The 13770-nt window shown below is 45.5% G+C and carries 9 protein-coding genes; 4 read left to right on the top strand and 5 right to left on the bottom strand.

Annotated features, from left to right (window positions below):
• Positions 1-68: 68 nt before the first annotated feature.
• Positions 69-1736 carry a nucleoside kinase gene (locus tag NBH16_RS13975; protein ID WP_048927006.1) on the bottom strand — a complete coding sequence of 556 codons (1668 nt, stop codon included), beginning with the start codon at positions 1734-1736 and terminating at the stop codon, positions 69-71.
• Between the two features lie 83 nt (positions 1737-1819).
• On the opposite strand from NBH16_RS13975, the gene NBH16_RS13970 reads away from it, so the two are divergent.
• The 4 genes from NBH16_RS13970 (at position 1820) to NBH16_RS13955 (ending at position 7221) form a co-directional block, all read left to right on the top strand.
• Positions 1820-3505, top strand: coding sequence for a Na/Pi cotransporter family protein (locus NBH16_RS13970; protein WP_009016699.1), 1686 nt, complete (start codon positions 1820-1822; stop codon positions 3503-3505).
• A gap of 76 nt (positions 3506-3581) precedes the next feature.
• Positions 3582-4964 carry a S41 family peptidase gene (locus NBH16_RS13965; RefSeq protein WP_057326085.1) on the top strand — a complete coding sequence of 461 codons (1383 nt, stop codon included), beginning with the start codon at positions 3582-3584 and terminating at the stop codon, positions 4962-4964.
• A gap of 11 nt (positions 4965-4975) precedes the next feature.
• Positions 4976-6151, top strand: coding sequence for an N-acetylglucosamine-6-phosphate deacetylase (gene nagA / locus NBH16_RS13960; RefSeq protein ID WP_250788762.1), 1176 nt, complete (start codon positions 4976-4978; stop codon positions 6149-6151).
• Positions 6152-6207: 56 nt separating this feature from the next.
• On the top strand, positions 6208-7221 hold the full coding sequence (locus NBH16_RS13955; protein WP_005863489.1) for an AI-2E family transporter: 1014 nt from the start codon (positions 6208-6210) through the stop codon (positions 7219-7221).
• Between the two features lie 16 nt (positions 7222-7237).
• On the opposite strand, the gene porW is transcribed toward NBH16_RS13955, so the two are convergent.
• Genes porW through NBH16_RS13935 form a run of 4 tightly spaced genes read right to left on the bottom strand, consistent with a single transcriptional unit; the run spans position 7238 to position 13317 of the window.
• Positions 7238-10798 (bottom strand): type IX secretion system periplasmic lipoprotein PorW/SprE, encoded by a 3561-nt coding sequence (gene porW / locus NBH16_RS13950; RefSeq protein ID WP_005863491.1) that lies wholly within the window; start codon positions 10796-10798, stop codon positions 7238-7240.
• Positions 10799-10805: 7 nt separating this feature from the next.
• Positions 10806-11609: a metal ABC transporter permease gene (locus NBH16_RS13945; protein ID WP_005860097.1), complete on the bottom strand. Its 804-nt coding sequence runs from the start codon at positions 11607-11609 to the stop codon at positions 10806-10808.
• A gap of 17 nt (positions 11610-11626) precedes the next feature.
• Complete coding sequence (locus NBH16_RS13940) at positions 11627-12046, bottom strand: hypothetical protein (RefSeq protein WP_005860099.1); 420 nt, start codon at positions 12044-12046, stop codon at positions 11627-11629.
• Positions 12047-12081: 35 nt separating this feature from the next.
• Positions 12082-13317: a 3-phosphoshikimate 1-carboxyvinyltransferase gene (locus NBH16_RS13935; RefSeq protein WP_250788761.1), complete on the bottom strand. Its 1236-nt coding sequence runs from the start codon at positions 13315-13317 to the stop codon at positions 12082-12084.
• Positions 13318-13770: the final 453 nt, after the last annotated feature.

Here is a 13770-nt window from a genome sequence, read left to right as displayed (position 1 = left end):
AAAGACGTACATGTTTTCGGAAAAACACGTACGTCTTTTTTTAAAGGCTTTATAGAGTCTGATTCTACCTAGTACTTGAAGCTTCCTCCCCCCAAGAATTCACGGAGCAAGGAAGTTCCCGGCAACTCTTCCGTAGGGATATAATTAAAGTAGCGAAGGAAACGAAGCAAACGATATGCCTCGGCATTCGCTTTATTGCTCTCGGGTACTTGCGCTAGGATCGGTTCCGCATATTTCCGCAAAGCGGCCAACTCATACAACATAGCGCTATTAAACATAGCGTCCGCATTCTCCTGATACGGAAAGATCCATTTATCCTCACCCCGGCGCACGCTCGGCCAACGGTTGATCGTATCTTCCGCCGAATATCCCCTAAAGCGATAATCCCGGATAATACGGCGCAGCAGACGATTATCCGTCGTCGGTATCCAATTATGGTTATCCAAAGAGATAGAGGTCAAGACCGAGACATATACCCGATATTTATATTTATCATCGATAAACTCCGTCAGTTCCGGATTCAAAGCATGAATACCTTCTATTACCAAAATCGAGTTCTCACGAAGTTTTAACTTCTTTCCCTTGAAAATCCTTCGGCCAGACTCAAAGTTGAAACTAGGCAGCTCGATCTCTTCCCCGGATAACAACTTCTTCAAATCCTTATTAAAATAAGGTAAATCCAGCGCATACAAAGATTCAAAATCATACTCGCCATGCTCATCTTTCGGTGTATCTTCCCGATTCAAGAAATAATCATCCAAGGAAATTCCTACCGGATGAAGCAGGTTAGTCGTCAATTGTACTTGCAAACGCTTGCAAAACGTAGTCTTTCCCGAAGAAGAAGGGCCGGAGATCAAGACGATACGGATGCCCTCTTTATATCCATCGGCGATCTTTTCGGCGATCTTGGCAACCTGTTTTTCCTGCATCGCCTCAGAGACAAGGATTATATCCTGAGAGCGGCCTTTCTCTATCGCTAAATTCAAATCCCCCACATTATCTAAGCCGACAGTCCGCTGCAATGTAAGGTGTTCCTTATAAGCCTCGAACATCTTATCCTGCTTGATGACAGGCTGCAATTCCATCGGATCGGTCTGCTTCGGGATACGGAGCAAAACGCCATCCATATACGGTTCCAAGTCAAACAATTGGATATAGCCGGTCGAAGGGGTTAAACAGCCATAAAAGAAGTTGATATAACCTTCCAACTCATAATAAGAGGTATAAGGCAATCCCGCCGTCTCTATTAAGCGAGCCTTATCATTCATACCCCGCTCCCTGAACAATACGGCGGCATCCACCGTACGGACACTCTTATGGAGGAAAGGAAGATCCGCATCAATCAACTCCCACATACGTTTCTTGATCTTCTCGATCGTCTCCAGATCGATGTTCTTGCCGTTATGGATCACGCAATAGTAACCTTTCGACACCGGATGTTCCAGATTTAAGGTCGCCGTCGGCCAAATATCATACACCGCCTTGGAAAATATATGGCAAAGCGAGCGGACATAGGTTCTCAATCCGGATAATTGAGTATAGTCGATAAATTCGATATCCTTCGGTTGCCAGCAACGGAAGTTCAAGCTTTCCGTCTTATTATTCACTTGCGCGTTCATCGGCCTGTACCGAAGCGGAGCGCCAACCGCCGTATAAATGTCCAACAACGAAGAACCAATGGGTACATCCTTGTAGGTATTATTATTTTTGCAGTAAATTGTTATTGTCTCAGACATACTATCTCAGTTATTATTTGTAAATTCGCCCCCTAAAGTTAGGAATATTAATCGGATATACAATCCACTTAAACGTAATTTAAATGGACTATTCTTTTTTTGATTTTCTCCGGCTGATCGGCTCCTTGGCGCTGTTCTTGTACGGAATGAAGATCATGAGTGAAGGGTTACAAAAATTTGCGGGTGACAGTTTACGGCGAATACTAACCGCGATGACCACAAACAGAGTAACCGGTATGCTCACCGGGGTGTTAATAACGGCTCTTATCCAATCATCATCGGCTACGACGGTTATGGTCGTGAGTTTCGTGAATGCCGGACTCTTGACATTGACCCAATCCATCGGAGTCATTATGGGTGCTAACATCGGAACCACGGTAACGGCATGGCTTATCTCCGCCCTCGGTTTCAAGGTCGATATCGCCGCATTCGCCCTTCCCCTTTTAGCTTTCGCTCTCCCACTCTTCTTCTCAGGAAAAAGCTCTCGTAAATCAATTGGTGAATTTGTTTTTGGTTTCGCGTTCCTGTTCATGGGTCTTCAAAGTTTAAAGGCAAACGCCCCGGACCTCGGAGCGAATCCGGAAATGCTGGCTTTCGTGCAGAATTATACGGATATGGGATTTTTCTCCATCATCTTGTTCTTATTTATCGGAGCGATCTTAACCATGATCGTACAAGCCTCCGCCGCCACGATGGCTATTACATTGATTATGTGCGCCAACGGCTGGATCGATTACCATTTGGGAGTCGCTTTGGTATTAGGCGAAAATATCGGAACCACGATTACGGCCAACTTAGCCGCATTAACCGGAAACACACAAGCACGACGAGCCGCGTTAGCGCACCTTGTTTTCAACGTTTTCGGTGTCATGTGGGTTTTGGTGCTCTTCTACCCTTTCACGAATGCCGTCTCATGGTTTGTTACCCATGTAATGAAGGTCAGTGATCCGGCTGTGGCGGTATCCTTTAAACTGGCAGCGTTCCACACTGCATTCAATATCAGTAATACTTTCATTATGATCTGGTTCGTAAGCTTGATCGAAAAGACCGTATGTACGCTTATCAAGCCCAAGGTGGAAGACGAGGAATACCGCCTTCGCTATATCACGGGAGGTATGTTATCCACCGCCGAGCTTTCCATCCTACAAGCTCATAAAGAAATCTCATTATTCGCCGAGCGTACGGCTAGGATGTTTAATATGGTGAAAGAATTATTCTACGAGAAGAATGAGGAGACCTTCCTCAAGACTTATAGCCGCATCGAGAAATACGAGAATATCAGCGACCGCATGGAGATCGAGATCGCGAATTACTTGACTGAAGTATCGGAAGGCCGTTTGAGTTCTGAAAGTAAGGAAGAAATCCGTATCATGCTACGTGCCGTCTCGGAAATCGAGAGTATAGCGGATTCTTGTAATAACCTTGCCCGAAGTATCAAACGCAGAAACGAGTTCAAATCCGAATTCACGGAGGAGCAAAACAAGCACTTGGATCATATGTTCGAGCTGGTATCCGGGGCGTTAAATCGCATGAACCTAATTTTGCATAAACCGGAACTCGTACATGATGATATCAATCCTTCTTATAACATAGAGAACGAGATCAACAACTATCGTAACCAGTTGAAGAGCCGGAATATCGAAGATATCAACAATAAGCTGTACCAATATCAAGATGGCGTTTATTACATGGACATGGTTAGTGAAAGTGAAAAGCTGGGCGATTATGTATTAAATGTTGTTCAAGCGGTTATCGAGAAGAAAATATAGCGTATATTTGTCCTTAACAATATCAACAGCCCTTTTCCGTTATTGAGAGAAGGGCTGTTTTTAATATATATCCACTATGAATTATAAATATTATACGATCGTTATCCTTGGCCTTTTAGCATTCTCCGCTTGCGAGAAAGATGATATTGACATTCCGGCAACCGACAATGAAGTAAATCAATGGATCGAGCAAACGATGCGAGAGAATTATCTTTGGTATTCCGAGTTCCCGGATAAAAGTTCCTTGGACTTTAGTCTTGATCCGGAGACCTTCTTCAAGGGCCTGTTATCCGATAAAGACGGGAAAGATCTTCCTGAAGGTCATCATTACTTTTCCCAATTAGAGAAAGCGACCGTAACAAAGAGCATTTACGACGCGAACAACTCATATGGATTCGATTTCGCGACTTCCAACCTTAAAGACGGAGGCAGTACCTATAAAATAGCCATTGTCCTTTATGTATTAAAGGATTCACCCGCCGAAGAAGCCGGATTGAAACGGGGAGACTGGATACTTGGCGTAAACGGCTCCTTGGGTTCTATCCAAGACTATGATGTATTGAGAAGCGGAGGCAGCGTATCCCTCCAACTAGGAAAAGAAATAGGAAACACCAAGGGATTCGTCTCCACCCGAAGAGTTACCTTGAACGCATCCCGAACGGTAGAAGACACCCCATTCCTAAAAGATTCCGTATACACATATGGCAATAAGCGAATCGGCTATTTGATGTACAACCATTTCGCCTCCGGACCGGATGAATACGATTATAGCGACACTAGTTATAATCTTTATTTGCAACAACTCTTCGAAAAATTCAAAAGCCGCAACGTCAATGAGTTCGTACTTGACTTACGCTATAATGGGGGTGGGCTTGTCAATTGCGCCCAATTACTGGCTTCGCTATTAGTCCGTGAAAACGTTTTAGGAGAACCTTTATGTATCATGGAGTATAACGATAAAAACTCCAATAAAAATGAGACCTTGCCTTTACTCAAAACGACCGAGGTCATGGCGGGAAACTTAAACCTACAACGGCTATTTGTTTTGACAGGTTCAACTACGGCTTCTGCCTCCGAACTTATCATTAACTCGCTACGATCTTATCTAGACGTTCGGGTTATCGGTAAGCAGACTTTTGGCAAGACCGTCGGTATGACGATCTACAATGAATCTAAAAAATATGGCTGGATACTTTCTCCCGTCACTTTCCATATTTATAATAAGGATCGGGAAGCTGATTATGAAGACGGATTTCATCCCGATATAGCTATTGATGAATTCAAGAGTGATCTAGCTGAATTCGGAGATTTGAAGGATCCTTTATTAGGACAAGCTATTTACGAGATAACCGGCCAGTCACCACTCTTACGATCCGCTACCCCGAGGGGCAACCGGGAAATCCAATATAATCCCCCGTTGTCCTATAAGGATAACTTATTACTGATTCCAAAAGACTAAAAACAAAATATATGGAAAGCGCATTTCTTAAAATCATAAACGCAAAAGTATTAACTCCTTCGGGCCTCCTACCAAACGGGCAAATCATCATCTCGGATGGGAAAATAGTGGAGATCACCGGGCAAAACCGGGAGATTCCTCATGCGGAGATCATCGACGCAAAAGGATATTATGTGGCTCCCGGCTGTATCGACACGCATGTACACGGCGGCAACGGACATGATTTCACGGAAGCTACCCCGAAAGCGTTCTATGCGATCACAAGAGCACATGCTTTACAGGGAACAACGGCTTTATATTCTACATTGGCAGCTGCCCCTATCGATACCTTCCGGGAAGCGATCAAGACCTGCGAGCACATCATGAACCACCCGGAACAGGGAGCCCGCATCATGGGATTACATCTCGAAGGCAACTATTTGAATATGGCTATGAAAGGCGGACAAGACCCTAATTATATTTACCCGCCCGATCCCCAAGAATATAAGGAATTACTAAACAGTACCCAATGTATTAAACGCTGGAGCGCCGCCCCCGAGCTTGACGGGGCTTTGGAATTCGGTAAATATGCGTCAGCTCATGGTGTGTTGGTTTCACTAGCCCACACCACAGTCGATTATCTCCAAGTGAAAAAAGCATACGAAGCCGGATTCACCCATGCTACCCACTTCTACAATGCCATGACTTCCGTCCATAAAGACCGTGAGTATAAACATGAAGGAACAGTAGAAGGTATTTATCTCATGAAAGATATGACCGTTGAAGTTGTAGCCGATGGTATCCACGTACCACCAGCAATCTTAAAGTTGGTATATCAAATCAAAGGGGTAGAACGTACGTCCTTAATCACGGACGCAATGGCCGCCGCCGCTTGCGATAACGGTACGGAACATTTTCCGGACTCCCGGGTAATTATCGAGGAAGGCGTATGTAAATTAGCCGATCGCTCAGCTATCGCAGGAAGTATAGCTACCGGAATCCGCTTGATCCGTACCTTAGTCGAGAAAGCGGAAATTCCATTGCACGACGCTGTTCGTATGGCTTCCGAAAGCCCAGCCCGCCTAATGGGTATTTTAGACCGTAAAGGAACATTGGAGAAAGGAAAGGATGCCGATATCATCATTTTCAACAACGATATAGAGATTCAAGAGACCTTCATCGAAGGTAAACGGCTCTCCAAAGAATAAGAAATCCAATAAACAATGACTTCTCCTATCTTGTTTTTAGATAAATAAGGGCATGAATGTATATGGAAAACGTAAAAGAACATTACTGGAGATACTCATTGATCACCATTATATTAGGACTAGGGGTAATTCTATTTTTTAAGATTACCCCGTTTCTTGGAGGTATACTTGGAGCATTCACCATCTATATATTGCTGCGTGGACAGATGTTCCACCTGACAGAAAAGCTAAATATGAGACCGGCTTTTGCAGCTTTACTGTTACTGGGGGAAACAATCTTATGTTTCTTAATCCCAATCACATTGGCGATCTGGTTGGTAATCAACAAAACTCAAAATATTAATTTAGACCCGACTGTACTGCTAAATACAGGCCAACATATAGCGGATCTAGTTCAGGAAAAGACCGGGTTTGATGTACTGGATAGAGGAAACTTATTAAAAGCGGCCTCTATACTCCCACAAATCGGACAGTTTTTAGTGGGTAGCATAAGCAGTTTCGCCGTAAATGTCGTCGTCTTGATTTTCATTCTGTACTTCATGCTGATAGGCGGAAGAAAAATGGAAAACTATCTATACACCTTATTCCCCTTCAGTGATCAAAACAAGGATGAGGTACTCAACGAGATCAATATGATCGTAAAATCAAACGCCATAGGTATCCCTCTTTTGGCGGTTATACAAGGTATCGTAGCGGTGATCGGTTACTTTATCTTTCAGACTCCCGATCCGCTGTTATTTGGGTTTCTCACTTGTATCGCTACGATCATTCCCATTGTAGGGACCGCATTGGTCTGGGTTCCGTTGGCGGCTTATATGGCTTTAAACGGAGATTGGGTACATGCCTTGGGATTGGCTATTTATGCCTTGCTTGTCATTACGAACGTCGATAATCTGATTCGTTTTATCCTACAAAAGAAGTTGGCGGATATACATCCGTTAATCACCGTCTTCGGAGTCGTAATCGGGTTGTCCTTATTCGGATTTATGGGGATCATCTTCGGGCCGTTGTTACTATCCTTATTCCTTCTTTGTATAGATATCTTCAAGAAGAGCTATTTGGATAAATAAAGAGTATCTAACGCAATTAACGCTTCCGGGCCTTTTCCCGGGCGGCCTTTTCCTTTTCCCGCAAGGCTTCCTTGCGGGCTTTTTCTTTCTCTTTCAATTTTTGCTTGTATAAGCGTTCCTTCTCCTTACGTTCTTTTTCTTTCTCTTTCAAGCGTTGCTTATAAGCACGTTCCTTTTCCTTACGAAGGTCCTCACGAGCTTTCAGTTTCGCCTTACGGTCGGCTTCCGCTTGTTTCAGCTTGGCCTTGCGATCAGCTTCCAACTGTTTCTCTCGATCAGCCTTCGCTTTCAACAGGGCACGTTCTTCCTCCGCTTGCTTCTTGAGAAGTTCTTCCTGTTCTTTCGCTTTCTGCTCACGTAATTCCTTATCCGCCTTTTGCTGGGCCTCGAAAGCCTTACGAGCCTCTTCCTTGCGGGCTTCTTCTTCGGCAGCTTCCCGTTTACGGATCTCTTGGATTTCTTTCAAGGTCATGCCTTGATCCTCAACCGCCGGCTGAACAACAGGAACCGTATCCTTACGAAGGGTATCGACACGCTGGATTTCCGGTTTGTCAAACGCAGGGACCTCAATCGTATCCGGGACGACTGGTATAGCGGGCTGTCGAACAGGTTCTTGAACAGGCCGTTGTTCCTCCTCCGGCTCTGTAACAGGTTGTTTTTCCGGTTCAACTTCTAGTTTCAATTCATCTGCCTCTTCCGGCACTTCGGCTTCTTCCTCCGTGATCATTTCATCTTCAGTCGCCTCCTCCTCCTTAGCGGCTTCCATACGGGCTTTCCAACGACCTGCCAAATCCGGTAATTCCTCACCGAAGCTCTCATCGAAGAAGGTGATATATTCATCCAAGGTCTTGCCACGCATCAAGGTCTCATAATTATCATCAGAGATCGGTAACACGGCAACCGCTTTATTCAAGGCCGTAGCATAGCCATCCTTACCGTATATCATCTTATAATATTGGATAATCTCGTCAAAACTAATAAATCCTTTAATCGCCAGCATACTGATCGGGCCGGCCTGCTCCAAAGCCAAATCAAACTCTTTCACCATGAAGTTCGCAAAGTTATAAGCGGCGACGGCGAATAGCAACTGATTCTGATCTACGCTACCCGTAGGATATACCAAAAGCATCTGATAAGGCGTATTCCGTTCCGGATTAAATACACGAGCCGAATCCTCGGCAGATAGCATACCATCCTCGCCCAAACCGAATCGTAGGTTCCAACTCATACCTTTCACTCCGCCCTGCACCAAGGCACGTCCCCGAAGAACACCTTTCAACATCTCCCCGGCCAGTTCCGTGACATCCGCATTCGGATACTTCTCGACCAGTGCTTTCAAGGCATTCTTAAACCCTTCCGCATCCCCGGCCTGCACATAGGATAACGCATCCAAGAACATGAATTTAGGCATCAATGTAGCCAATGGATATTTCTCGCTTACGTACCGGAAACTCTTACGTACATACGCTGTATCGCTTTCCAGATAGCGGTCGTAAGTAGCTTGATAGATCGAGTCTTGTACCACATCCATCATGCGGATATTATACTCGTAATTCGGATCAGCCACAGCTACCGCATAATCGCTTTCCGGGAAGGCGTTCATTAGTTTATTCTTATACTCGGTAGCCAACGCTGTATTTCCGGTTTTCAAGGCCATCAAATATACTTGATAATAGCTCTCCAAACGGTGCTCATTATCCGGGAAACGGCGTTCCAAATTCTCGAACGCCTCGACAGATAAGGGGATATCCTCCAACTTATCCTTATAGATCATCGCCATATTGTAAAGACCGTCTATAATAATAATGTTAGAAGCGTCTATATCCTCTTGCGTGAAAGGTAGCTGCTGTAGATAATACTCACGGGTATGCGGATCATCGGCGGCAACAGCCGGCAGATCACCGCCTATCGAATCGGTCGGCAACGGCTCACCGTCCGGCCCTACCATTTGGGTGGAATCTCCCTCGGCCAGCATCTCCTCATCCAGATTCTCATTAAAGGTAGAGAGTTCCTTCTTACGGCGGCGCCAGTGATCTTCCAACGGACGACGTCCCCATTTACGCTGGAACTGTGTCTTTCCTTGCGCTACAGTCTGAGGATTATAGAAATAGAAAGACGCTCCACCGGACGCATTCGGCAAGACAACAGCGTTGGTTTCCGTACCGGGACGGTCGATTCCGGTGCCTTTCGCTTCCTGCTCGGCCAGATAAGCCTCCTTCTCAGCCAAGGCTTTCGCCTCTTCCTCCTCTTTCTTTACCTCCTCAATCTTCTTATCGATAATCGCTAACCGCTCCGCTTCCGGTAATTTAGCCAAGGCTTGCAAACTGTCTTGAAGATGGACCGCTTCTACATGCACAACCAATTCATCCAGAATCGCCGACAATTTAGAAACCCGTTCATAATCCCTGTATTCCTTTTGAATTCCGGCTAAGGCTCCGCTAAAGCAAGGTTGCGCTTTCACGTAATCCCGCATCGTAAAATAGATATCTCCCAGCTTTATCTGGCAGATCGCCTTATCCATTCCATTCAATGTACTCTTATCGATACCGAGTTGATAGTTCTTTATGGCATTCACCGTATCTTCCCGGCTGAGGTATACATTTCCTAAAGCATAGTATACTTGATCCAGATAATCCTTATTCTTTTGGCTTTTCGCCATTTTCTCGAGCATCTTCACCACTTTCAAGTAATTCGTACCCGAGAATACTTCTGTCTGACGGATACGTGAGGCAAATTCCAACTCATACGGAGGATTCGAACGGGCTACCTCACCAAAGGTCTTATAAGCCAAGCCATCTAATTCTTGATCCGCATAGATTTGTCCCAAAAGATACTTCATCCGGGTACGTTGCTTCCGGTTTTTCTCCGCCTTGATAGCGGTCTTCAGATAAGGGATGGCATCCTCGAACTGCCCGTTCTTGATCAAATAATCGGCATACACCGCCGCATATTGCTTCAAAGCGGAAGCAGGAATACCGTTCTTGTTCATCTTATCCAAGATATCCTCGGATTCATAGAACCAACCCATCTCGGAATAACAACGGGCTTGCCACAAACGGGCCTCGGCCACGACCTCCTCGTCCTTCGCGTAATGACGAGCTATATAGGAAAAGGTAGCGGAGGCTTGCAGGAAATCGGCATTGTAGAATTGCGCCTGTCCCATGATCAGCCAACTATTCTTTAAGAAAGGGTTATACTCCTCTTGTTCTTGGATAGCACGTAGTTTGGGATTATTCCGCCAGCCCGGTTTCTTGGCCGGTTTCGCTTTTATGGAGTGTAGTTTAATAGCTTTATTACTTTTCTCGATCGTCCGGTCGAAAGGGCCGCCCGGCTCGGCTTTGTCTTTAGGCTGGGCGCTAATCGGATACATATAGATCCTGTCGGAATAGTTCTCTTTATATCCGTCCTGTTGGCTTTTCAGTGCCTCGTCAAAGGCTTGTTTTCCATTGAAATAAATATTATAACGGGTCGTAAAGGCATGATAAAAACGGCTCGCTTTCGTGTTCTTCTTCGTGCTGCACGACCAAAGCAAGAGTACCGTTAATAACGCCACTATGTAATAAAACCCTTTTTTCATTCTTTAATTAACGCCGTAACAACGGTTTTATTGCTTTCAAGGCCAAAAAGAGGACCACCAAAAACAAGATGATAAACGCACCGGAAGGCACGTTCAGGAAATAAGAAAGAACCAGTCCGGAGACGCAACCCAGAAAGCCGATCGCGATACTTCCCCACATGATCTTCTTGAAGTCGGAAGTAAACAGGTTCACCGTTATTTGAGGCAAGGTCAGCAAACTCATCAATAGCATAATCCCTACCAAACGGATCGAAAGAACAATTGTCATGGCGATAAAGCACATCATCGTATACTCGATCCATTTTACCGGTAGGCCTTGCGTGACAGCGAAGTCACGATCGAACGCCACGTAAACAATCTCACGGAGGAAAAGGGAGAATATGAGTATCAACAATACCACCAACCCTAAAATCCATAAGATATCGGCCGTAGAGATCGTTAATATATTACCAAATAGATAGGCGGATAGATTCGGGGCGTACCCCGGGGTAAGGAAGATGAAGATCACTCCCAAAGCCATACCCAGCGACCATACGCCCGCTATAGCGGAATCCTCCCTTACGTTTTGCGTCTTGCTCGCCCACTCCACGCCAAAAGCGGAGAGGATGGAGAACAGCATCGCCATCAAGATCGGATTTGTTCCCAGATAAAAACCCAAGCCCAAACCACCGAACGAAGCATGCGTGATCCCTCCGCTGATAAATACCAACCGGCGGGATACGATGTAAGTCCCGACAATCCCACAAGCGATAGCGGTTAGCAAGCTCCCGATCAAGGCATTCTGAAAAAAGGCATATTGCAATAAATCCATATGATTCGTTTCCTAAATTAATGAGTACGGCGTTCGCCAATGATCAAGAATGCCTCATCCTTCAAGGCATCCGGCAAATTGATCCCCCGCAATTGCAGGCTACGGAGCCAACCGGCCACCTCCACTTCCCGGAGGGTATAAAGCACTTCACTAAACTCCTCAACGGCTTCCTCATCGTAAGCGTCCGCTTCCACTCCTTGGAACCGATCCAGTTCCTCATCGTTATAATATTCGATTTTCTTGCTGACGGCGGCTAATAAACTATCCCGCTCGCAAGTCTCATGCTGTCCGCAGCAAACCTCCGGGATCTCCTGTGCCTCGGGGATCTCCGAGATCTCCCCCCGTTCCAGCATCTTCTGAAGTTTCTTATTCCGGAAATACCCGGCGATAGCGGCTACGACACCCAGGCCTATAAGACTTATGACAATGTACCACATAATTCAATTGAAAATTGAGAATTGAAAACTGAAAATTAAAGGGCTGATTCCCTAATAGAGAAACCAGCGGCCTTAAGATCTTCCCAATAATGGGGGTAACTCTTGCTGACCACTTGCGGGTGGGCGATCTCTATCCCCTCGGGACGTACCAAAGCGGCGGGAGCGAATGACAAAGCCATCCGATGATCCTCGTAAGTGGCGATTACCGGATGCGACTCCGGTTCCTTGCGTTCACCGTTCCACTCCAAGATGCTATCATTGCGATCCGTCAACACATAACCTAATTTACGAAGCTCTGTCTTCAATGCCTCGATCCGATCCGTCTCCTTGATCTTCAATGATTGAAGTCCCATAAAGCGGAAAGGGATATTTAATAACACGCAAGTCACCACAAAGGTTTGAGCCAAATCCGGTTCATTCACGAAGTTATAAACCAATTTCTCACAGATATTTCCAGTATGCTTTAACACTACTCCACGTTTCGTATAAGTAGTGCCCACTCCCAATTGAGCGAACAACTTCGCTCCGGCGGCATCTCCCTGCAAGCTATTCTTGAATAAACCTAACAATTCGATCTCAGCATTTTTCGATAACGCCATGATCTCATACCAATAAGAAGCGGCACTCCAATCAGATTCCACTGTAAAATGAATCGGCTTATACTCTTGGGGAAGTACTTTGATCGTATTCTCCGTCCAAGAGGCTCTCACTCCATATTGCTCCATCAATTGCAAGGTGATATGGATATAGGGCCTAGAGATAATGGCGCCCTCCAAATGCAACGTAACCCCATTTTCTGTTAACGGGGCGATCATCAAGATAGCGGATATATATTGAGAGCTGACATTTCCCGGTAGCGAGATCTCTCCGCCTTGCAAGGCGCTTCCGAAAATACGCAAAGGAGGATAACCCTCCTTCTCCATGTACTCGATCCGGGCACCTAAAGCGTTCAGCGCATCCACCAACACCTTGATCGGACGGTTCTTCATGCGTTCGGTTCCCGTAATCGTCCATTCGCCCACCACCTTCGAGAGGAAAGCAGTAAGGAAACGCATCGTCGTACCCGCCGCACCCACATTAAAATCCCGATCGTTCGAGTTCAATGCCTTTACCATCAAATTTGTATCATCGCAATCGGATAAGTTCTCCACATCGTATGCGCTATAACTTAGCGCATTCAAGATCAATGCCCTGTTACTGATACTTTTAGAAGCGGGAAGCTTTACGGTAGTCCGGATAGCGGAACCCGGAGCATCTATCTGATAATTCATCGCTTTCGTATATTCAAGATTCAAGAGGCAAAAGTACGAAAATTAGCGTACATATGGAGTATAACAGCGGGAAACTTTCTTTATGCTTCTTTTCGAATGCGAATCGTGACAAGGCATTCGTTTGAATCGCCCCAACCAGTAGACGTGAGGGGCTATAAAACGCCCTTTTAAGTGAGAGTATTCCCGTTTTTAAGCACGAAAGGCGACAAAAGCCTACACGTATAGTCGCGTTGGGCGACGCCAATACTGCCGTTAGGCATTATAAACAGTCACGAATAGGGTTGTCAATAGTCGTGAATAGGCATCGTAACCCGGTTAGAACCCAGTCGTAACCCTATCGGATAGCCCGAAGAAGTCAATGGATATGAATTAGGATGAATTATTTTCGCTAGAATGAAAGGCGGTTTTTCGGTATTGTATTATCAATGAACGAATTATTGTTTTTTTCTTGCG

The sequence above is a fragment of the Parabacteroides sp. Y3-G-102 genome (assembly GCF_023656845.1).
In the GTDB taxonomy this organism is placed as follows: Bacteria; Bacteroidota; Bacteroidia; order Bacteroidales; family Tannerellaceae; genus Parabacteroides; species Parabacteroides distasonis.
This window is presented reverse-complemented; position numbering and strand designations above follow the sequence as displayed.